The sequence below is a fragment of the Ectopseudomonas toyotomiensis genome, from assembly GCF_017167985.1.
Lineage (GTDB): Bacteria > Pseudomonadota > Gammaproteobacteria > Pseudomonadales > Pseudomonadaceae > Aquipseudomonas > Aquipseudomonas toyotomiensis.
This window is the reverse complement of sequence record NZ_CP070505.1, coordinates 1,702,587-1,723,204: the sequence shown is the minus strand read 5'-3', so window position 1 is coordinate 1,723,204 and position 20,618 is coordinate 1,702,587. Positions and strand designations below refer to the sequence as shown.

The following is a 20,618-nucleotide window of genomic DNA, read 5'->3' as shown; positions in this document are numbered from 1 at the left end:
TTTTTATCACCAGGCGTAGAACGGGCGCTGCCCGCGTTGTTCAGCGTACGAACAGCTTGTAGACCAGCTTCTGGATCGCCTTGCCATAGGGCGGGTATATCAGCCGCGCGGCGTTGAAGCGCTGCTTGATGAACACGCCCTTGGCCTTGCTGAAGGTCAGGAAGCCTTCGTGGCCGTGGTAATGACCCATGCCGGAGGGGCCGATGCCGCCGAACGGCATGTCGTCCTGCGCCACGTGCAGCAGGGTGTCGTTCAGGCACACGCCGCCGGAGTGGGTTTCGTGCAGCACGCGCTGTTGCTCGCGCTTGTCGTAGCCGAAGTAGTACAGCGCCAGCGGCCGGGGCCGCGCGTTGACGTAGGCGAAGGCATCCTCGATGCGGTCGTAGGGCACCACCGGCAGCAGCGGGCCGAAGATTTCGTCCTGCATCAACTTCATGTCGTCGTTGACGTCCAGCACCAGGCTCTGCGGCAGGCGGCGGCCCTGGGCCTCAGGGTAGAGCGGGACGATACGCGCGCCCTTGGCCTGGGCGTCCTGCAGGTAGCCATTGAGGCGTGCCAGCTGGCGCTCGTTGATGATCGCGGTGTAGTCGGGGTTGTCCTTGAGCTGCGGGTAGAAGCGCTGCACCACCTCGCGGTAGGCGGCGACGAAACCCTCCACCCGATCCCTCGGCACCAGCACATAGTCCGGTGCCACGCAGGTCTGCCCGGCGTTGAGGGTCTTGCCGAAGGCGATGCGCTCGGCGGCGTGCTCCAGCGGCACGTCGGCGGCAACGATGGCTGGCGACTTGCCGCCCAGTTCTAGGGTCACCGGGGTGAGGTTTTCCGCGGCGGCGCGCATCACATGCTTACCGATGCTGGTGGCGCCGGTGAACAGCAGGTGGTCGAACGGCAGCTTGGAGAAGGCCATGCCGACTTCCGCCTCGCCCAGGGCGACGCTGACCAGATCTTCGGGGAATACGCGGGTCAGCAGATCCTTGATCAGTTGCGAGGTGGCCGGGGTGGACTCGCTCATCTTGATCATCACCCGGTTGCCGGCCGCCAGCGCGCCGGTCAGAGGACCGATGGCGAGAAACAGCGGGTAGTTCCACGGCACGATGATGCCGACCACGCCCAGCGGCTGGTAGATGACCTTGGCTGCGGCGGGCATGAACTGCAGGCCGACGCTGCGCCGCGAAGGCTTCATCCACTTTCTGATGCGTTTGCTGGCGTAATGGATGCCATGCAGGCTGGGCATCAGCTCGGCGAGTAGGGTCTCGTCGGCCGAGCGATTGCTGAAGTCGGCGGAGATCGCTGTGATCAACGCATCCTGTTGCTCGGTCAGCAGCTCGCTGAGGGATTTCAGCCACTGGATGCGTTGTTCGGCCGAGGGCATCGGGTTGGCGGCGAAGGCCGTGCGCTGCAGGGCGAAGGTGGCGTCCAGCTGGTTGATCTGCTGTTGGTTTTGCTGCAGGTAGGCGATGTCGGCGACCATTGGTTTCTCCTCGACGTTCCAGCGGGCTGCATGGGCTGAACTGGATTTTTAGAGCAATTACTCTAATGTGTCAAATAGGATGCCGCGACGCCGTCCCCGGCGCACCCTAACCAAAGGCCTGCCAGGGCCTGGGGGATGCATCGGGGGGTAACACTTCGGCTGTTTCGCCTGTACCTTTGCCAATTTTGAAGTCGAGATCGAGCTGCGTCATGGCGCCACCCAAGACCCGCGACCGCATCGTTGCCGAGAGCCTGGCCCTGTTCAACGGCCAGGGCGAGCGCAACGTCACTACCAACCATATCGCCGCGCACCTGGGCATTTCGCCGGGCAATCTGTATTACCACTTCCGCAACAAGCAGATGATCATCGCCGAGCTGTTCGCCCAGTACGAAGCACAGGTCGACAGCTTTCTGCGCCGGCCCGAGGGCCGCGCGCTGACGGTGGAGGACAAGACCTTCTATCTGGAGGCGCTGCTGGCGGCGATGTGGCATTACCGTTTCCTGCACCGCGACCTGGAGCACCTGCTGGAGTCGGACGCCGAGCTGGCCGAGCGTTACCGCGCCTTCGCCCAGCGCTGCCTGGTGGGGGCGCAGTCGATCTACCAAGGCTTCGTCGAGGCCGGCATCCTGTTGATGACACCGGCACAGATCGAGGCGCTGACGCTCAACGCCTGGATCATCATGACCTCCTGGGTGCGCTTTCTCTGCACGGCTGGCGCCAGCCCGGACAACCTCAGCCAGGACATGCTGCGCCGTGGCATCTACCAGGTGCTGGCGTTGGAGGGCGGCTATATCGCGCCTTCGGCGCGCGCGGCGGTCGAGGCGCTGTACGACCGCCTGCACGTGCCAGTGAAGCAGGTGCTGGGCTGATTACCTCACACGCACGGCATTCGTGGGAGGGGCTTTAGCCGCGAGCTTCTCGCCGCTGAAGCGCCTCCCACAATCCGCCGCGACTGCCGTGCCCGGTTGCAATCCGGAAAGGCCTTTGTCGCGTCTTCTCGGATTTCTCTGGGCTACGGTTCTTGCAGTCCTTGTAGGAGCGGCTTTAGCCGCGATTATCCGAGGCTTGCCAACCACTGCGGAATACGCCGTTCCAGGTAATAACCTGGCCGGCGCGGAGTACCCTCGACGAAGCCGACATGCCCGCCCTTGGCATGCAGCTCGAACTCGGTGCCGGGGGCCAGTTCGCTGGCGTCGGGTAGGCTGTGGCGGAAGATGAAGGGATCGTCCTCGGCCTGGATGATCAGCGTGCGCGTGCGAATATCGCCCAGGTAGAAGCGGCTGGAGGCGCGCCGGTAGTAGTCGTGGGCATCGGCGAAACCGTGCAGCGGCGCAGTGATGCGCCCGTCGAAGTCCCAGAAGGTGCGCATGCCATCCAGCGGGCCGAGGCGCTCCAGCACCGACAGGCGCTCGCTCTGGCCCTGTTCGCTGAACAGGCGCTGCTTGTTGTTCACGTAGGCGACCATCTCGCGCATGAAGTGCGCTTGATACACCCGCGAGAATCCCAGGCCGATACGGTCGGCGCACTGATCCAGACGAAAGGGCACCGAGACCGCCACTGCGCCTTGCAGTTGGCTCTGCGCGCCGCTTTCACCCAGGTACTTGAGCAGCACATTGCCGCCCAGCGAATAGCCGACGGCATACAGCGGCGCCATCGGTCGTTGCGCGCGCAGATGCGCCACGGTCGATGCCAGATCTTCGCTGGCGCCGGAATGGTAGCCACGCGGCAGCAGGTTGGGTTCACCGGAGCAGCCGCGCCAGTTCAACGCCACGCTGGCCCAGCCGCGTGCAGCCAGCGCCTGTTGCAGGCCGAGCACGTAGAGCGAGCTGGAGCTGCCGGTCAGGCCATGCAGCACCAGCACCAGCGGCGCATGGGCGTCATGCGGGCCATGCCAGTCGAGGTCAAGGAAATCGCCATCGTCCAGCCACAGCCGCTCGCGCTGCCGTTCGAGTTGCGGCGGCTTGCGGCAGAAGGGGTTCCACAGCGTCTGTAGATGTGGGCCGGGGAGCCACCAGGCGGGTTGGAATGGCGTCATGGGTATGGTCTATCCAAAACGTAGCCTGGATGAAATTCAGGGACAGCGCTCCCAATTGCATCCGGACTACGCTGGCTCCTGCGATGAACTTCTTTGCCACAGCGCGTAATGCACCTGGCCGGTATGTTTTTCACGGTGCAGACGCCAGTAGCCGGGCAGACCCAGCGTCGAAGGCGCGGTTTCGCTTTCGGTATAGATCCAGGCGTCGTCGCTCAGCCAACCCTGCGCTTCCAGTAGATTGCAGGCGTCCTGCAGCAGATTCTTATGGAACGGCGGGTCGAGCAAGGCGATATCGAAGCGCCGCGGCGCCGGGCGTGCCAGCAGTTGCAGGGCGTCGCCCAGTTGAATCTCGCCGGCGCTGCACTGCAGCGTCGTCAGATGCCCGCGCAGCGCGGCCACCGACGCGGGGTTGAGGTCGCAGGCCAGGCCGCTTGCAGCACCACGCGACAGCGCTTCGAGCAGCAGCGCGCCGCTACCGGCGAAAGGGTCGAGCACATGGGCGCCCTCGACATAGGGTGCCAACCAGTTGAACAGCGTCTCGCGCACCCGGTCCGGGGTCGGGCGCAGGCCCGGCCCGTCGGGGAAGGCAAAGCGCCGCGACCGCCACTCGCCGCCGATGATGCGCAATTGACCCTGGCCGCCGTGAGCCTTGGCGGCCGGTTTTGGTGGTGTGCGACCACGCATCAGTGCGGCACCGCGCTGGGCAGTTCGGCCGGGCGGTCGGTGGGCGGCGGCAGCTCCTTCTGCGCTACCGTCGGGCCGGCGGTGACCACTACCAGCGCCTCAGGGTCGAGGTGTTTGGCCATCGCCGCCTTGACCTGCTCGGTGCTCAGGCTCTGGACGTCACGCATGAAGTCGTCCAGATAGCTCAGCGGCAGATCGTAGAAGCCCATCGAGGCAAGTTGGCCGACGATGGCGGCATTGCTTGCGGTGGACAGTGGGAAGCTACCGGCCAGCTCGCGCTTGGCGTTGTCCAGTTCCTGCTGGGTGGGGCCGTCACGCAGGTAGTCGGCGAGCAGCTGCTTGACCAGCGCCAGGGTGCCTTCGCTCAGTTCGGCGCGGGTCTGCAGGTTGATCATGAATGGGCCACGCGCCTGCATGGCGCTGAAGCCGGAGTAGACGCCATAGGTCAGGCCGCGCTTCTCGCGCACTTCGCTCATCAGGCGCGTGCCGAAACCGCCGCCGCCGAAGATCTGGTTGCCCAGGTACAGCGCGGCATAGTCCGGGTCGCGCCTATCGATGCCGAGCTGGGCGATCATCAGGTGGGTCTGGTTGGACGGATACTCGATATGGCTGATGCCCGGCTTGGGCGCTTGCGGCTGGGCGATCTTGGCCAGGGCCGGACCTTGCGGCAGGGCGGCGGATACCTGATTGGCGATGGCCTCGGCTTCGCTGCGCGACAGATCACCAACCAGCGCGATCACCGCATTGCCGGCGGCATAGGCGCGGGCATGGAAAGCCTGCAACTGCTGGCGGGTGATGGCCGGGATCGACTGCGCCGTGCCGTCGCTCGGGTGAGCGTAAGGATGCTGACCATAAAGGCGCTCGAACAACTCGAGGCTAGCCAGCTTGCCCGGGTTCTGCTTCTGGAACTCGAAGCCGGCCAGCAGCTGGTTCTTGATCCGTGCCAGTGAGTCGGCGGGGAAGGTGGGTCTGCCCAGCACCTCGGCGAACAGCGCCAGTGCCGGCTCACGTTGCTCCTGCGCGCTCAGGCTGCGCAGGCTGGCCACCGCCATGTCGCGGTAGGCGCCGTTGCCGAACTCGGCACCGAGCCCCTCGAATCCGGCGGCGATGGCGCCAACGTCCTTGCCCGGTACGCCTTCGTTGAGCATGGCGTTGGTCAGGGTGGCCAGGCCTGGCACGCCGCCGTCCTGGCTGCTGCCGGCGGCGAAGGTCAGGCGCAGGTCGAACATCGGCAGCTCATGGGCTTCGACGAACAGCACCTTGGCGCCTTGCGCGGTCTGCCAGGTCTGGATATCCAAGGTGCGGCGCGTTGGCGCCTTGCCGTCGAGTGCAGCCAGCGACTGCAGCTTGGCGGCATCGCCAGTCAGGGTGCTGTCGGACAGGTTGGCGCAGGCGCCCAGTGCCAGGGCGCTGGACAGGATCAGGCCGAGCAGTCCCAGGCGGCGTTGCTCAGTCTTCATGGGCGGGACTCCTCATTGCGGGACTCTTCGGGCAGTACGTGGGCGACGCTCAGACGGTCGCGAACGAAGAAAGTACGGGCAGCCTGCTGGATGTCGGCTGGGGTCACGGCCTCCAGCTCGGCCAGCTCCTGATCGGTCAGTTGCCAGGACAGGCCGACGGTTTCCAGTTGGCCGATGCTGGTGGCCTGGCTGGTGATCGAGTCGCGCTCGAACACCAGGCCGGCGATGACCTGGGCGCGTACGCGGGCCAGTTCGGCGGCGGACGGCGGGGCTTTCTTCAGCTCTTCCAGCTCACGCCACAGACCGGCTTCGGCCTGCTCCAGGGTCTTGCCTTTCTGCACGTTGGGCGTGGCCGAGAGGATGAACAGGCTGTCGCCACGGGTGAAGGCGTTGTACCAGGCGCTGGCGCCGGAGACGAGCTCTTCGCCACGTTCCAGGCGGGTGGACAGGCGAGCGCTGTAGCCGCCGTCGAGCAGCGCGGCGGCCAGGCGCAGGGCATAGACCTGGCGTGGTGTTTCGGCGGTGGCCAGGCCCGGCACGTTGAAGCCCATGATCAGGCTCGGCAACTGTGTCTTGAGGTGCAGCGTGGTGCGGCGTTCGCCCGGCGCAGCCAGTTCCAGCGGCAGTTTGGCAGTGGGCACCTCACCGCGCGGGATGTCGCCGAAGTAACGCTGTACCTGGTTCTTGACCTCATCCACGGTTACGTCACCGACCACCACCAGGGTGGCATTGTTCGGTGCGTACCACTTCTGGTGCCAGGCACGCAGTTCGTCGATGTGCATGCGGTCGAGGTCGGCCATCCAGCCGATGGTGGGGATGCTGTAGCCGCTGGCAGGGTAAGCCATGGCCTTGAAACGCTCGTAAGCCAGCGAAGAGGGGCGGTCGTCGGTACGCAGACGGCGCTCTTCCTTGATCACTTCGATTTCCTTGGCGAACTCGTCTGCTGGCAGCTTCAGGCTGGCCAGGCGGTCGGCCTCCAGCTCCAGCGCCACGCCCAGGCGGTCGCTGGCCAGCACCTGGTAATAGGCGGTGTAGTCGTCGCTGGTGAAGGCATTTTCCTCGGCGCCCAGTTCGCGCAGGATGCGCGAGGCTTCGCCGGGGCCGAACTTGCCGCTGCCCTTGAACATCATGTGTTCCAGCGCGTGGGACAGGCCGGTGGAACCGGGCGTCTCATAGCTGGAGCCGACCTTGTACCAGATCTGCGAAACTACCACCGGAGCGCGGTGATCCTCACGGACGATGACCTTGAGGCCGTTGTCCAGTTTGAATTCGTGGGTGGGTTGAGCGGGGGAAGCAAAGGCTGCGAGTGGCACGCAGAGTGCGCCGAACAGCAGGCCGAGGGAACGGCGGGCAATGGCATTCATCGAAAGTCTGACCTGTCGGATAGCCTGGGCGGTCGTACCGCCGACGGGCGAAGAGGTGCTAGGATACCCCATCCTTTTCCGGGGCGGCGCGGCAAGGCTTTACAGCCTGTTAGCGTTCGCTCCCCTGAGATGCAAGCGACCCATGTTTGGTTCCAATGACGACAAGAAGTCGCCGGCCGAGGCTGGCGCGCAGACCCCGCCTGTGACCGAAGAAAAGAAATCCCTGTTCAGCTGGTGGCGCAAGAAACCGGCAGAGACCGCTGCCGAGCCGGCTCAGCCCGCGCCCGTTGAGCAACCTGCTACTCAGGCGCCTGCCGAGCCTTCGACGCCTGAGCCTGCGCCGGAAGCCTTGCCGGTAGTCGAGCCGGAGGTGGCCGAGGTCGCGCCTGCTCCAGCACCACAGCCTGAGCCGCTGGTTGCCGCCCCAGTTGTCGTTGAACAGCCGACTCTGGTGCCTGAACCTGTCGTCGAAGCACTGCCCGAGGTTGCTGCGTCAGCTCCTGTTGCTGCTCCAGCCACTCAGGAAAATCCGAGCTTCTTAGCCCGCCTCAAGCAAGGCCTATCGAAGACCAGCGCCAGCCTCGGCGAAGGCATGGCCAGCCTGTTCCTCGGCAAGAAGGCCATCGACGATGACCTGCTCGACGATCTGGAAACCCGCCTGCTGACCGCCGACGTTGGCGTCGAGGCGACCACCGCGATCATCGGCAACCTGACCAAGCGCGTCGCGCGCAAGGAACTGGCCGACAGCGGTGCCCTGTACAAGGCGCTGCAGGAAGAACTGGTGACCCTGCTCAAGCCGGTCGAGCAGTCGCTGGTCATCGACACTGCCAAACAGCCTTACGTGATTCTCGTCGTAGGCGTGAATGGCGTGGGCAAGACCACCACCATCGGCAAGCTGGCCAAGAAGCTGCAGCTCGAAGGCAAGAAGGTCATGCTCGCCGCTGGCGACACCTTCCGCGCCGCTGCGGTGGAGCAGCTGCAGGTCTGGGGTGAGCGCAACAACATCGCGGTCATCGCTCAGCACACCGGTGCCGATTCGGCCTCGGTGATCTTCGATGCAGTGCAGGCCGCCAAGTCGCGTGGCATCGACGTGCTGATCGCCGACACCGCCGGACGCCTGCACACCAAAGACAATCTGATGGAAGAGCTGAAGAAGGTCCGTCGGGTGATTGGCAAGCTGGACGAAACCGCGCCGCATGAAGTACTGCTGGTACTCGATGCCGGCACCGGGCAGAACGCCATCAACCAGGCCAAGCAGTTCAACCAGACCGTGAACCTCACCGGTCTGGCACTGACCAAACTCGATGGCACCGCCAAAGGCGGCGTCATCTTCGCCCTGGCCAAGCAGTTCGGCTTGCCGATTCGCTATATCGGCGTGGGTGAGGGTATCGATGACCTGCGCCCGTTCGAGGCGCAAGCCTTCGTCCAGGCACTCTTCGAGGAGCGTGAGCGCGGATGATCCGATTCGAGCAGGTCGCCAAGCGATACCCCAATGGCCATGTCGGGCTGCACGAACTGAGTTTCCGCGTTCGCCCTGGCGAATTTCTCTTCGTCACTGGTCACTCCGGAGCCGGCAAGAGCACGCTGCTGCGTCTGCTGCTGGCGATGGAGCGGCCCACCAGCGGCAAGCTATTGCTGGCCGGGCAGGACCTGTCGACCATCACCAATGCGCAGATTCCTTTCCTGCGCCGGCAGATCGGCGTGGTGTTCCAGAACCACCAGTTGCTGTTCGACCGCACCGTGTACGACAACGTCGCGCTGCCGCTGCAGATTCTCGGCCTGTCCAAGCCGGAAATCGGCAAGCGCGTCGGTGCCGCACTGGAGCGCGTCAGCCTCAGCGACAAGGCGGCGCAGTCGCCCGGCGATCTGTCCACCGGTCAGCAACAGCGCGTCGGCATCGCCCGCGCCATCGTTCACCGGCCGGCCCTGCTGCTGGCAGACGAGCCCACCGGTAACCTCGACCCGCGGCTGGCCGCCGAGATCATGGGGGTGTTCGAAGACATCAACCAGCTGGGCACCACGGTGCTGATCGCCAGCCACGACCTGGCGCTGATCGCGCGCATGCGCCAGCGCATGCTCACCCTGCAACGCGGTCGCCTGATCGGTGATGGGGAGGCTGCCTGATGAGCGCATCGAAGATGCCCACGCCGCAACCGGCCGAACGTGTCGGCGCGGCGCCGCGCAACAAGGTGGTCGACGGCCCGGCCGACGAACCGGATTTCCGCACGCTGTTCCATGCCTGGCTGGAAAGCCATCGTGCCAGTCTGGTCGATAGCCTGCGCCGCCTGGCGCGCCAGCCCATCGGCAGCTTCTTCACCTGCCTGGTGATGGCCGTGGCGCTGAGCCTGCCCATGGGCCTGTCGCTGCTCCTGGACAACGTCGAGAAGCTCGGCGGTTCCTGGCAGCGTGCGGCGCAGATCTCCCTGTTCCTCGACATGTCCGCCGGCGAGCGTGATGGCCAGGCGCTGCGCGAGCAGATCGCAGCGATGGATGATGTCTCCGATGCCGAGTGGATCAGCCGCGAACAGGCACTGGAAGAGTTTCAGCAGCTGTCGGGTCTGGGTCAGGCGCTCAAGGAACTGCCGGAGAATCCGCTGCCGGGTGTGGTTCTGGTGACGCCGAAGGAAGTCGACAAGGCCAAGCTCGAGGCCCTGCGCCAGCGCCTGGCGGAGCTGCCCAAGGTGGAGCAGGCGCAGCTCGATCTGGTCTGGGTCGAGCGTCTGACCGCCATCCTCAAACTGGGCGATCGTTTCGTCTTCGGCCTCAGCCTGCTGCTGATCCTGGCGCTGCTGCTGGTGATCGGGAATACCATCCGCCTGCACATCGAGAATCGCCGTGCCGAGATCGAGGTGATCAAGCTGGTAGGTGGAACCGATGGCTATGTACGCCGTCCCTTCCTTTATATGGGCGCGTTGTACGGTTTTGGCGCAGGCATCTTCGCCTGGTTGCTGCTGGCCTTCGGGCTGGATTGGTTGAACGATGCTGTAGTACGTTTGGCCGGCCTTTACGGTAGCGATTTCGCGCTGGGTGGCGTACCTTCTTCCGACGGTTTTTCGCTGCTGCTTGGCGCCGTGCTGTTGGGCTATATTGGCGCCTGGCTGGCAGTGGCGCGTCATCTGAACGAACTTGCACCCCGTTAGGGCGCTGTTCGGCAAGGCTGAACGCAAGCTGACAAGTCATTGTTTTGGTTGATATTGACTATCTCTCAGGGAACTTATCCACAGGCCCTGCATCAGATAGCGCAGTGCTACACTGCACGAGTTTCGTGAATCGGAGGATTCGAATGTCCACTTCCTTGCAACCTGTTCATGCTCTGGTTCCAGGCGCCAACCTGGAAGCGTACGTGCATGCGGTCAACAGCATTCCGCTGCTGACGCCCGAGCAGGAGCGTGAACTGGCCGAAAATCTCTACTACCAGCAGGATCTCGAGGCCGCCCGCCAGATGGTGTTGGCTCACCTGCGTTTCGTGGTGCATATCGCGCGCAGCTACTCCGGTTATGGTCTGGCCCAGGCCGACCTGATCCAGGAAGGCAACGTCGGCCTGATGAAGGCAGTCAAGCGCTTCAACCCGGAAATGGGCGTGCGTCTGGTGTCCTTCGCCGTGCACTGGATCCGTGCCGAGATCCACGAGTTCATCCTGAAGAACTGGCGCATCGTCAAAGTGGCCACCACCAAGGCCCAGCGCAAACTGTTCTTCAACCTGCGCAGCCAGAAGAAGCGTCTGGCCTGGCTGAACAACGATGAAGTCACCGCTGTGGCCGCAAGCCTGGGCGTCGAGCCGCACGAAGTGCGCGAGATGGAAAGTCGTCTGACCGGCCAGGACATGGCCTTTGACCCGGCAGCCGATGCTGACGACGACAGCGCCTTCCAGTCGCCTGCACATTACCTGGAAGACCACCGCTACGACCCGGCCCGTCAGCTCGAGGATGCCGATTGGAGCGACAGTTCCAGCAGCAACCTGCACGAAGCGCTGGAAAGCCTGGACGAGCGCAGCCGCGACATCCTCTACCAGCGCTGGCTGGCCGAGGAGAAGGCAACGCTGCACGACCTGGCCGCCAAGTACAATGTGTCGGCCGAGCGTATTCGTCAGCTCGAGAAGAACGCGATGAACAAGCTCAAGGGCTGTATTGCTGCCTGAGCCTGCCGTTACCCCGAAAAGCCGCACCCTGGTGCGGCTTTTTGCTGTCTGGAGCAATAGCCTTGAACAAACCCCCTCTGAAAGCGCAGCACTTGCTGGTATTCGTGGCTGTGGCCGTGTTGTTCTTCGCCTGGGGCGCCTGGTTGATGCGCAGCGGTGAGGTGCATCCACTGGCCAATCTGCAGCAGTGGCGCGATGCGCTGCTGCAGCCGTTGGCCGAAGACGAGCTGACGCTACGTGAGGTACGGGCGTTGGCGCCAGGCGAGCTGTGGCTGGCGCCGCGCCTGGACGGCGCACGGCTTTTCTATCGTGCGTCGCTCGACGGGGAAGAGGGCGAGTGGTTGCTCGAGGCGGAGGTGAGGTTAAGCCTTGAGCAGCGCGACAGTCTGATGGCGGCGCAGGGGGTGAAGGCGGGTGATGCCGATTTGCCGCTGAGCGAGTCGCTAGCCGAGCAGATGGCTGGGTTTGCCATCTCCAGCCTCAGTTTGCAAGCGCCCGATTCGCTGGCCAGCGAACGCCTGGCCGCCAGTCTCGGGCAGCCACGCCTGACATTGGAGCTGACCGAAGGCCGGGCCTGGGTCTATCCGCAATGGGGGCTCACTGTGCATCTGCGCGGTGACGACGTCGCGTTGTTGCATGCGGTGCCCAAGCGTGCGTTCTCGCCTCACCGCTAGCGCGTTGATCAATATCCCTGGTGCGCACGGCGTACCCTACGCCGTCCGGCGTTCCGACCGTAGGGTGCGCCGTGCGCACCGACTGCGGCAGCGTCAGCTAGCGGTTTCTACAGCCAGCGCGGCCACCAATCGGGGCGCTGCGGTTTGAGCTGGTTGAGGTAGTGGCTGCCACCCAGCTGCGTCATCTGCTGACGTATCCAGGCGGCGCGACGATTGACGTAGGCGTCCGGTCGGCCGGCGCTCCAGCGCAGCGGGTTGGGTAGCACCGCTGCCAACTGGCTGGCCTGCTGGCGATTGAGGTAGGGCGCGCCGACACCGAAGTGATGCTGTGCGGCCGCTTCGGCGCCGAAGATGCCATCACCCCACTCGACGCTATTGAGGTACACCTCGAGGATGCGCTCCTTCGGCCAAAGCAGCTCGATCAGCGCGGTGAACCAGGCTTCCAAGCCCTTGCGCAGCCAGCTGCGCCCGGACCAGAGAAACAGGTTCTTCGCCACCTGCTGGCTGAGGGTGCTGGCGCCCCTGAGCGAGCCGCCGCTCTGGTTGTGTGCCAGCGCCGCTTGAATCGCGCCGACGTCGAAGCCCCAATGCTCGGCGAATTTCTGGTCTTCAGCGGCGATCACCGCCATCTTCAGGTGATCCGGCAGTTCTTTCCAGGGGCGCCACTGGCGCTTCAGTTCAATGGGTTGTTCGCTGCTCCAGGATTCGATCTTGCGCTCGATCATCAGCGCTGTACCGGGCGGCGGTACCCAGCGCAGAGCAAGCACCAGCAGCACGCTGGCCAGGATCAGCCAGAGCAGCAGTTTCAGCAGGCGGCGGGTCAGGGCTCGGAGCATGGGGTCTCGCAACGATCAAATGAGGCGCTATTAAAACAAAAAAATGCCGGGAGCAATTTTTTGACGTCGCTTTGCGACGGCCCGAAGGATTGCCGCCAAGGATGGCGGGCAGCAAAAAAGTGCCGAGTCAGTTCCTGCGGAACCACAGGGTTGGGCGCAGGTGTGACAATAACGACCATTTCGTCTTCAGGCCCAATGGCTAAACTGCGCACAGGTCGATTTATTCAGGAGTTTCCATGGCCCGTCTCTGGCTGCTGTTGTCCGCATTCACCGGCTTCACTGGTGTCGCTCTGGGCGCGTTCGCGGCCCATGGCCTGAAGCACAGGCTGACGCCCGAATATCTGGCGGTGTTCCAGACTGGTACGCATTACCAGCTGATTCACGCGCTGGCCCTGTTCGGCGTCGGGCTGCTGGCGATGCATGCGCCTGGACGGCTGGTGAACCTGGCGGGTGGCACCTTCGCCCTGGGTATCCTGCTATTTTCAGGCAGCCTCTATCTGCTGACCCTCAGCGGCATCGGCAAGCTCGGCATGATCACGCCTTTTGGCGGCGTCGCCTTCCTCGTTGGTTGGCTGTGCCTGGGTCTGAGCGCCTGGAAGCTGACCTGACCCTGGCGTCAGAAATGAGGACGAATGGCGCCTTTTAGCCTTGGTCGTGGCCAGTTAACGGGCTAGAATGCCGGCCCTCTTTCCAGTTGTGACCGAGTCGTCATGCGTATCCAGTTGAATGGTGAACCCTTCGAACTGCCGGATAACCAGAGCGTCGCCGACCTGTTGGTTCGCCTCGATCTGACCGGGCGCCGTGTGGCGGTCGAACTCAATCAGGACATCGTTCCACGCAGCCAGCACGACAGCACCCAGCTCGCCGAGGGCGATCAGGTGGAAGTGGTGCACGCCATCGGCGGCGGTTGACCTCACGAGGAGTATTCCATGAGCCAAGTTCGCAGCGACAAGCCCTTCACCCTGGCCGGTCGTACGTTCCAGTCGCGCCTGCTGGTCGGTACCGGCAAGTACAAGGATATGGACGAGACCCGTGACGCCATCGCCGCCTCCGGCGCCGAGATCGTCACTGTGGCGGTGCGCCGCACCAATATCGGCCAGAATCCCGGTGAGCCGAACCTGCTCGACGTGATCAGCCCGGACCAGTACACCATCCTGCCCAACACCGCCGGTTGCTATGACGCCGTCGAGGCCGTGCGCACCTGCCGGCTGGCCCGTGAGCTGCTCGATGGTCACAACCTGGTCAAGCTGGAAGTGCTGGCCGACCAGAAAACCTTGTTTCCCAACGTCATCGAAACCATCAAGGCCGCCGAAGTGCTGGTCAAGGACGGCTTCGACGTCATGGTGTACACCAGCGACGATCCGATCATCGCCCGCCAACTGGCCGAGATCGGCTGCATCGCGGTGATGCCGCTGGCCGGCCTGATCGGCTCGGGCCTGGGTATCTGCAACCCGTACAACCTGCGCATCATTCTCGAGGAATCGAAAGTGCCGGTGCTGGTCGATGCCGGTGTGGGCACTGCCTCCGACGCCACCATCGCCATGGAGCTGGGTTGCGAGGCCGTGCTGATGAACAGCGCCATTGCCGAAGCGCAGAATCCGGTGCTGATGGCGCGGGCCATGCAGCATGCCGTCGAGGCTGGCCGCCTGGCCTACCTGGCCGGTCGCATGCCGAAGAAACTTTATGCCAGTGCGTCGTCGCCGCTGACTGGCCTGATCAACTAAGGATGACGATTTGCTGCGCGTCGGCCCTGCTGCGTTGAATGCAGGGCTTCAGCCCGCAGAGTCGTAAAACACTCGACAAGAGCCCAGCATGACCGATACCCAACAGCCCGAACTGACCGAAGACGGTCGTCAGCGCCGTACCATCAAGAGCTTCGTGATGCGCGCCGGGCGCATGACTGAAGGTCAGCAGCGCAGCATCGACAAGGGCTGGCCGCTGTTCGGCCTGGAACTGGAAGATGGCCTGCGCGACTTCGATCAGGTGTTCGGCCGCAGCGCGCCGCGCACCTTCGAGATCGGCTTCGGTATGGGCCACTCCACCCTGGAGATGGCTGCTGCCGCACCCGAGCAGGATTTCATTGGCGTCGAGGTACACAAACCCGGCGTCGGTGCGTTGCTGAGCGGCGCGATGGCGCAGAATCTGAGCAACATTCGCGTGTACAGCTGCGATGCGCTGGAGGTGCTGCGTGACTGCGTAGCCGATGCCAGCCTCGATCGCGTGCTGCTGTTCTTCCCCGACCCCTGGCACAAATCGCGGCACCACAAGCGCCGTATCGTCCAGCCGGCTTTCGCCGAGCTGGTGCGCAGCAAGCTGAAGGTCGGTGGTGTACTGCACATGGCCACCGACTGGGAGAACTACGCCGAGCACATGCTCGAGGTGATGAATGCCGCGCCGGGCTATCGCAACCTGGCGGCCGATGGCACCTACGTGCCGCGTCCCGAAGAGCGTCCGGTGACCAAGTTCGAACGTCGTGGCGAGCGTCTCGGCCATGGCGTGTGGGATCTGAAGTTCCAGCGTCAGGAGTGACTGACTCACCCAGCGACAAGCGTTTGATTAGAACCGGCAGGATGCACGATTAGATCGGGATAACCCGACGGCCAGGACGGCGCCTCACCTCAGAACCTGCTCACGATCTGCTGCGCGTCGGCGCTACTGCGTTAAAAACAAGCTCGGAAAGCCGCTTGCGGCTAACGCGCCTCTGGTGCGGCCCCGAAGGGGAGAGCGAAGCGAGTCATGCTCATGTACAAAAGTACAGTCGCCCGCGACCCCGGCCGTTCCTCGCTTGTTTTTGCCTTGTATCGCTCTAGCTCGCGAGGCCGTGAGCAGGCTCTCAGAACACAACAAAGACAAGCGCACCTACAAGGGGCGCGGACAATAGCGGCACCGCTTGCAGGCGCCGCGAGGAGAGCATTGTGTTGAGATCGGTTTCCCTTCTTCTGCTGACTGCCCTGGCGTTTCAGGCCCAGGCCAAGGTCGATGCCAGCCAGGCCGCGCGTCTGGGGCAGGAGCTGACACCGCTTGGTGGCGAGCGTGCCGGTAATGCCAGTGGCACCATCCCTGCCTGGACGGGCGGCCTGGCCACGCCGCCGGCCAATTACCAGCCGGGCATGCATCACCCTGATCCCTATGCTGACGACAAACTGCTGTACCGGGTCGACAGCCAGAACCTGGCGCAGTACGAACAGCAGCTGCCGGTCGGCCTCAAGACCCTGCTGCAGCAGAACCCCAGTTTCTATCTGCGCGTATTCCCGACCCGGCGCAGTGCGGCCGCGCCACAACGCATCTACGACGCCACTCGCTTCAACGCCCTCAATGCCGAGCTGATTGCCGGTGGCAATGGCGTTCAGGGCGCTGCTTCCGGCGTGCCGTTCCCGCTGCCGGCGAACGGCCAGGAGGCGATCTGGAACCACGTCATGCGGTATCGCGGCGACCAGATCAGCATGGCCACCAATCAGGCGGCGGTGCTCAGCAACGGTAGTTACAACCTGCTCAAGCTCGAACGCGACATCTACTTCGTCTACGGTCGTGACGGCGTCGCCCCGCAGGACCTGGACAACACCCTGTTCTATTACAAGTACAAGGTGGTAGCTCCAGCCAAGCTGGCTGGCTCGGCGCTGGTGGTGCAGGAGACCCTCGATCAGGTGCTGGCGATTCGCAAGGCCTGGCGTTTCAACCGTGGCGAGCGCCGTGTGCGCCGCCTGCCGATGCTTGCCTACGACACCCTGCAGCCTGACACCAATGGCATGGCCACCGCCGACCAGGTGGATTCCTACAATGGTGCGCCGGATCGCTACGAGTGGCAGTTGTTGGGCAAGCGCGAGATGCTGGTGCCCTACAACAGCTATGCCGTGCACCAGCGCGGCATTCCCTACGCCGATATCCTGCAGGCCAAGCACATCAACCCCGAGCTGTTGCGTTACGAGCTGCACCGCGTCTGGGTGGTCGAGGCGGATCTGCGTACCGGTTTCAGCCATCCCTATGGCAAACGCCGTTTCTATCTGGATGAGGACAGCTGGCAGATCCTTGCCGTCGATCTGTATGACCGCAACGGCAACCTGATCGGTCTGCAGGAGGCCCACCCGATCAGCTACTACGACGTGCCGATGTTCGGCTCGACCCTGGAGACCATTTACGACCTCAAGGGTGGCCGCTACTTCGCTGACGGCCTGGATAACAACGAGAAGATGTACGACTTCAACGCCCGACTGAGCCCGCGCGACTTCACCCCGCAGGCGCTGCGCCGCGAAGGTAACTGAACCGTCCTCACTGGCGCGACCAGCGCATCGTCAGCTCCGGCTGGCCGGTGTGCGGGTCGCGCGTCTCGTACAGCGTCACGAACCCGCCTGCCCGGTAGACGCCGAGTTCCAGGCGGTTGCGCCTGCGTTTGGCTTCGTCCAGCAGCTGACTACCCAGACCGCGGCCTTGCGCGTCCGGGCTGACGAACAGCGCAGCCAGGCGCTGTTCATGCAGCGACGCGAAGCCCAGCACTTGACCCTGTTCCTCCAGCACCAGGGTTTCGGCCTGCGGCAGATAAAGCTCGCGCATGGCGGGTAGCTGCTCGTACCAGAACGTCTCCGGCACGAAGTCGTGGGCCAGAATGGAAGTTCTCAGCCAGAGGTCGAGTAGCGCGTCGCTGTCTGTGGGATGGTAGGGGCGAATCATGATGAAATCCTGTTCGAGGAGAGGGACATCCATGGAGGTTCGGTTACATATCTTCGGGGCATCCGGCTCGGGCACCACCACGCTGGCCCGCACGCTGGCCGAGCGCAATGGCTGGCTGCACCTGGATACCGACGATTTCTACTGGCTGCCGAGCGAGCCGCCCTATCAGCACAAGCGGCCGCCCGAGGAGCGCGTCAGGCTGATCCGCGAGCGTAGCGCACAGGCGCCCAGCTGGGTGCTCAGTGGTTCGCTGTGCAGCTGGGGCGAGGCGCTGATCCCTTCGTTCAGCCATGCCCTGTTCCTGCGCCTGGACGACCGGGAGCGCATGCGCCGACTGCGGCAGCGTGAAGCGCAGCGCTACGCTGAACGCATTCTGCCAGGAGGTGACATGCACGGGCAGAGCCTGGCTTTCCTGCAATGGGCCGCCGGCTACGAGCAGGGGGACCTGCACACACGCAGCCTGCTTATGCACGAAACCTGGATGGCCCGCCATCTGGGCTGCCCGCTGCTGCGGCTGGACTCCACCCGGCACACGCCCGAACAACTGGCTGAGCGCGTGCTGAGCTGGCTGCAGTCCTGAGCGAGGTGCTCAGTAGATCCAGTGCCGTAGTTAAGAGACCCCTCTAACTCAGTGCTTTTAAGCGGTTTTGCACGCTTTCGGCTTCACGTTTTCCGTCGTGCGGTCGCTTATTAACTGCGTGTGCCCGTCAGAACTGGCCAGGTTCCCGGGCAACCCCATAACCGCTTCCCAGATCCCGGTGATAGCGCTCTGTGCTGAAAGCCTGCTCAGGGGCTCGCGCTTCCGCGCTGCGTCGCTTGCTCACGGATCTGGCTTTCAACGACAGGTGTCTGCTCGAGCCTGACATCGATGGAGTCCTGTGCATGAATATCAAGGATTGGCCGCTGCGCCTGAAAATCACCCTGACGGCGGCGGCGCTGTTATCGCTGGTCAGCATTGTGCTGATCTGGCAGAGCGTTTCTTCCCTGGACCGGACCGTCAATGACACCCTGCGGCGGGATATCGACGGCTTCGCCCAGTCGATATCGGTCAACCTGGGCAACTGGATGAACGACCGCATCAACGCCGTGAAGACCACTGCGGGCAGCCTGGTGCAGCAGCCGCAGATCGCCCCGCACATTCTGCTGCAGCAGACCTGGGCGACCTTCGCCTTCAATATCACCTACATCGGCACCGTCGATGGACAGATGCTGCAGAATGACCCGACGGTGATCCTGCAGAACTACGATCCGCGCCAGCGCGGCTGGTATCAGGGCGCCGAGAAGAACAACGATGTGTTCATCAGCGACCCTTACGTATCGCTCACCGATGGCGCCTACGTGGTGACCATCGCCTACCCGGCACGTCGTAACGGCACGCTGATTGGCGTGGTCGGCGCCAACCTGACGCTCGATACGTTGACCGAGACCATCGGCAAGTTGAGCATCCCTGGCGAAGGCTACGCGCTGTTGATCGATCAAAGCGGGCAGATGATCGCGCACCCCGACAAGGAGTGGCGCACCAAGTCGGCAGCCGACTTTTCGCCAGCGCTGGCTGACGAGCAGCTCAACGCCCTGGTGCAACAGCGTCGTCTCACTGAGGCTGAGGTGGCGGGCACCGATAGCCTGCTGTACGCCGTCGAGATCCCCAATACCCGATGGACTTTCGTGATGGTCATGGATGAGGCAAAAGTGCTCGCGCCGGTGCGTGAGCAGCTCGCTGTGCAGTTGATCATCGGTACCGGCATGCTGGCCGTCGCCATTCTGGTGCTGGCTCTGCTGGGCCGTGTGCTGTTCCGTGATCTCGAGCAGATCCGTCACAACCTCAACGCCATCGCCGAAGGCAATGGTGACCTGACCCAGCGCCTGCCGGTCAACTCCAATGACGAGATTGGCCAGCTATCGAGCAGCTTCAACCGCTTCATCGAGCAGTTGCACGGCATCATCTCCCGCCTGCGTGAGGTTGCCGTGGCGCTGAGCAACGAGTCCGGACAGGTCGCGCAGGATGCTGAAGCGCAGAACCAGCACGTGCAGCAGCACCAGTCCGAGCTGCACCTGGTGGCCACTGCGGTGACGCAGATGGCTTCCGCCACACAGGAAATCTCGCACAATGCCGAGACCGCCTCCGGTCAGGCCGTGGATTCGGTCAGCCTGAGTGTGGAAGGGCGCCGCCAGGTGGAGCGCAGCCAGCAGTCCATCGCCCTGCTGGCTGAAGAAGTCGAAGGGGCCGGGCGCATCATCGATGAATTGCACCGCCACTCCAACGAGATCAGCTCGATTCTCTCTACCATCGCCAGCATCGCTGACCAGACCAACCTGCTGGCCCTCAACGCGGCCATCGAGGCGGCGCGTGCCGGTGAGCACGGTCGCGGTTTTTCGGTAGTGGCCGACGAGGTGCGCGTGCTGTCCAAGCGCACCCATGAGTCGACCCGCGAGATCGAGGCGATGATCCAGGTACTGCAGGACGCCACCCGCCAGGCAGTCGGGGTGATGGACAACGCCGCAGCCAAGGCTTCGCAAAGTGTGACGGATGCCCAGGCGGCCAGTGACCTGTTGCAGCAGATCACCGATGCGGTCGGGCAGATCAACGACATGGCTGCGCAGATCGCCTCGGCGGCGGAAGAGCAGGCCTGTGTCACCGTGGAGGTCAACCGCAACACCGAGAACATCCGCGCCATGGGCGATCAGATGTCGCAGAGCAGCCATGCCGCCTCGGCAGCTGCCTCCAACCTGCAGGCGCTAGGCCGGCAGATCGGTAGCGAAGTGTCCAAGTTCGTGCTGTAGAAACAGCGGTTCGCCCCTCGCCATACGGAGCGGCTTCAGCCGCGAAAGCCAATGTCCATGGCTGACACCGCTCCTACAAGGGAAATCAGTTCTTCTTGCCGCAACTGCAATGGCGCTCCGCGGTCACCCTAGTTCCTGTCGGCCAATATGCCGATCACCACGAAGATCAGGATCAGCACCGGCGCCAGTGTGTAGTTGTTGAAGTGCGCCAGGCCCTTGGCCAGCCAGGGTGTGAGGAAGACGATCGCCAGGCCGTAGCCGACCGCGCAGAACACCACGAACAGCAGAGTACGCAGGACGAAATTGAGGTTGCCGATGGTGCGTTGAACCCAGGCGTTGATGGCTGGGCCGAACAGCACCAGCAGGGTGGCCATGATGGCCAGGGAGATATCGCCGAGGTGGCTGCGGCTCCAGCGCGAGAGGGTGACGATCAGGTCCAGTAGCAGATCCATTCAGGCTCCTTGGCAGGCATAACGGTCAGCGCAGCGGCATCAGGGCTGCGCGAGCGAA

Annotated in this window: 21 protein-coding genes; 13 read left to right on the top strand and 8 right to left on the bottom strand. The window is 63.8% G+C overall.

Annotation, left to right across the window (positions count from 1 at the left end; genetic code table 11):
- Positions 1-40: 40 nt before the first annotated feature.
- Complete coding sequence (locus JWV26_RS07930) at positions 41-1,471, bottom strand: coniferyl aldehyde dehydrogenase (protein WP_206418768.1); 1,431 nt, start codon at positions 1,469-1,471, stop codon at positions 41-43.
- Between the two features lie 209 nt (positions 1,472-1,680).
- On the opposite strand from JWV26_RS07930, the gene JWV26_RS07925 reads away from it, so the two are divergent.
- Positions 1,681-2,340 (top strand): TetR/AcrR family transcriptional regulator, encoded by a 660-nt coding sequence (locus JWV26_RS07925; protein ID WP_072424894.1) that lies wholly within the window; start codon positions 1,681-1,683, stop codon positions 2,338-2,340.
- Between the two features lie 185 nt (positions 2,341-2,525).
- Here JWV26_RS07925 and JWV26_RS07920 read toward each other — a convergent pair whose 3' ends face one another.
- The 4 genes from JWV26_RS07920 to JWV26_RS07905 all read right to left on the bottom strand — a co-directional run bounded on the left by JWV26_RS07920 (position 2,526) and on the right by JWV26_RS07905 (position 7,014).
- Entirely contained in the window at positions 2,526-3,506 is a 981-nt protein-coding gene (locus tag JWV26_RS07920; protein ID WP_206418767.1) for a hydrolase, read from the bottom strand.
- A gap of 66 nt (positions 3,507-3,572) precedes the next feature.
- On the bottom strand, positions 3,573-4,190 hold the full coding sequence (gene rsmD, locus JWV26_RS07915; protein ID WP_206418766.1) for a 16S rRNA (guanine(966)-N(2))-methyltransferase RsmD: 618 nt from the start codon (positions 4,188-4,190) through the stop codon (positions 3,573-3,575).
- Positions 4,190-5,650, bottom strand: coding sequence for a M16 family metallopeptidase (locus tag JWV26_RS07910; RefSeq protein WP_206418765.1), 1,461 nt, complete (start codon positions 5,648-5,650; stop codon positions 4,190-4,192). Before JWV26_RS07910 ends, rsmD begins: the two co-directional genes overlap by 1 nt.
- A complete protein-coding gene (locus JWV26_RS07905) occupies positions 5,647-7,014 on the bottom strand; it encodes a M16 family metallopeptidase (RefSeq protein ID WP_079782565.1) in 1,368 nt (455 codons plus the stop codon). The genes JWV26_RS07910 and JWV26_RS07905 overlap by 4 nt, the downstream gene beginning before the upstream one ends.
- 142 nt (positions 7,015-7,156) lie before the next feature.
- Here JWV26_RS07905 and ftsY point away from each other — a divergent pair, with 142 nt between their 5' ends.
- From ftsY to JWV26_RS07880, 5 genes are all read left to right on the top strand, one after another.
- Positions 7,157-8,473, top strand: coding sequence for a signal recognition particle-docking protein FtsY (gene ftsY / locus JWV26_RS07900; protein ID WP_206418764.1), 1,317 nt, complete (start codon positions 7,157-7,159; stop codon positions 8,471-8,473).
- Positions 8,470-9,138: a cell division ATP-binding protein FtsE gene (gene ftsE / locus JWV26_RS07895; protein WP_017675858.1), complete on the top strand. Its 669-nt coding sequence runs from the start codon at positions 8,470-8,472 to the stop codon at positions 9,136-9,138. The genes ftsY and ftsE overlap by 4 nt, the downstream gene beginning before the upstream one ends.
- Positions 9,138-10,154 (top strand): permease-like cell division protein FtsX, encoded by a 1,017-nt coding sequence (ftsX, locus tag JWV26_RS07890; RefSeq protein ID WP_017675857.1) that lies wholly within the window; start codon positions 9,138-9,140, stop codon positions 10,152-10,154. The genes ftsE and ftsX overlap by 1 nt, the downstream gene beginning before the upstream one ends.
- Before the next feature lie 143 nt (positions 10,155-10,297).
- Positions 10,298-11,152, top strand: coding sequence for an RNA polymerase sigma factor RpoH (rpoH, locus tag JWV26_RS07885; protein WP_072424901.1), 855 nt, complete (start codon positions 10,298-10,300; stop codon positions 11,150-11,152).
- Positions 11,153-11,214: 62 nt separating this feature from the next.
- Positions 11,215-11,826: a hypothetical protein gene (locus tag JWV26_RS07880; RefSeq protein WP_206418763.1), complete on the top strand. Its 612-nt coding sequence runs from the start codon at positions 11,215-11,217 to the stop codon at positions 11,824-11,826.
- Positions 11,827-11,933: 107 nt separating this feature from the next.
- Here the strand turns inward: JWV26_RS07880 and mtgA are convergent, their stop codons facing one another.
- Positions 11,934-12,662, bottom strand: coding sequence for a monofunctional biosynthetic peptidoglycan transglycosylase (gene mtgA, locus JWV26_RS07875; protein WP_074917449.1), 729 nt, complete (start codon positions 12,660-12,662; stop codon positions 11,934-11,936).
- A 236-nt stretch (positions 12,663-12,898) separates the two neighbouring features.
- Here mtgA and JWV26_RS07870 point away from each other — a divergent pair, with 236 nt between their 5' ends.
- From JWV26_RS07870 to JWV26_RS07850, 5 genes are all read left to right on the top strand, one after another.
- The gene (locus JWV26_RS07870; RefSeq protein WP_206418762.1) at positions 12,899-13,270 is read left to right on the top strand and encodes a DUF423 domain-containing protein; all 372 of its coding nucleotides are present in this window, start codon (positions 12,899-12,901) and stop codon (positions 13,268-13,270) included.
- 102 nt (positions 13,271-13,372) lie between these two features.
- A complete protein-coding gene (gene thiS / locus JWV26_RS07865; protein ID WP_061240208.1) occupies positions 13,373-13,573 on the top strand; it encodes a sulfur carrier protein ThiS in 201 nt (66 codons plus the stop codon).
- Positions 13,574-13,591: 18 nt separating this feature from the next.
- Positions 13,592-14,386, top strand: coding sequence for a thiazole synthase (locus tag JWV26_RS07860; protein ID WP_017675851.1), 795 nt, complete (start codon positions 13,592-13,594; stop codon positions 14,384-14,386).
- A gap of 88 nt (positions 14,387-14,474) precedes the next feature.
- On the top strand, positions 14,475-15,191 hold the full coding sequence (gene trmB, locus JWV26_RS07855; protein WP_206418761.1) for a tRNA (guanosine(46)-N7)-methyltransferase TrmB: 717 nt from the start codon (positions 14,475-14,477) through the stop codon (positions 15,189-15,191).
- Between the two features lie 386 nt (positions 15,192-15,577).
- A complete protein-coding gene (locus tag JWV26_RS07850) occupies positions 15,578-16,921 on the top strand; it encodes a DUF1329 domain-containing protein (RefSeq protein WP_021490414.1) in 1,344 nt (447 codons plus the stop codon).
- A 7-nt stretch (positions 16,922-16,928) separates the two neighbouring features.
- Here JWV26_RS07850 and JWV26_RS07845 read toward each other — a convergent pair whose 3' ends face one another.
- On the bottom strand, positions 16,929-17,327 hold the full coding sequence (locus JWV26_RS07845; protein ID WP_241201282.1) for a GNAT family N-acetyltransferase: 399 nt from the start codon (positions 17,325-17,327) through the stop codon (positions 16,929-16,931).
- A gap of 31 nt (positions 17,328-17,358) precedes the next feature.
- Between JWV26_RS07845 and JWV26_RS07840 the strand changes: the two genes are divergently transcribed.
- Positions 17,359-17,907, top strand: a complete 549-nt coding sequence (locus tag JWV26_RS07840; RefSeq protein WP_074917441.1) for an AAA family ATPase — start codon at positions 17,359-17,361, stop codon at positions 17,905-17,907.
- 302 nt (positions 17,908-18,209) lie between these two features.
- Positions 18,210-20,108 (top strand): methyl-accepting chemotaxis protein, encoded by a 1,899-nt coding sequence (locus tag JWV26_RS07835; RefSeq protein WP_206418759.1) that lies wholly within the window; start codon positions 18,210-18,212, stop codon positions 20,106-20,108.
- A 128-nt stretch (positions 20,109-20,236) separates the two neighbouring features.
- Here JWV26_RS07835 and JWV26_RS07830 read toward each other — a convergent pair whose 3' ends face one another.
- The gene (locus JWV26_RS07830; RefSeq protein WP_017675845.1) at positions 20,237-20,560 is read right to left on the bottom strand and encodes a DUF3392 domain-containing protein; all 324 of its coding nucleotides are present in this window, start codon (positions 20,558-20,560) and stop codon (positions 20,237-20,239) included.
- Positions 20,561-20,618 lie beyond the last annotated feature (58 nt).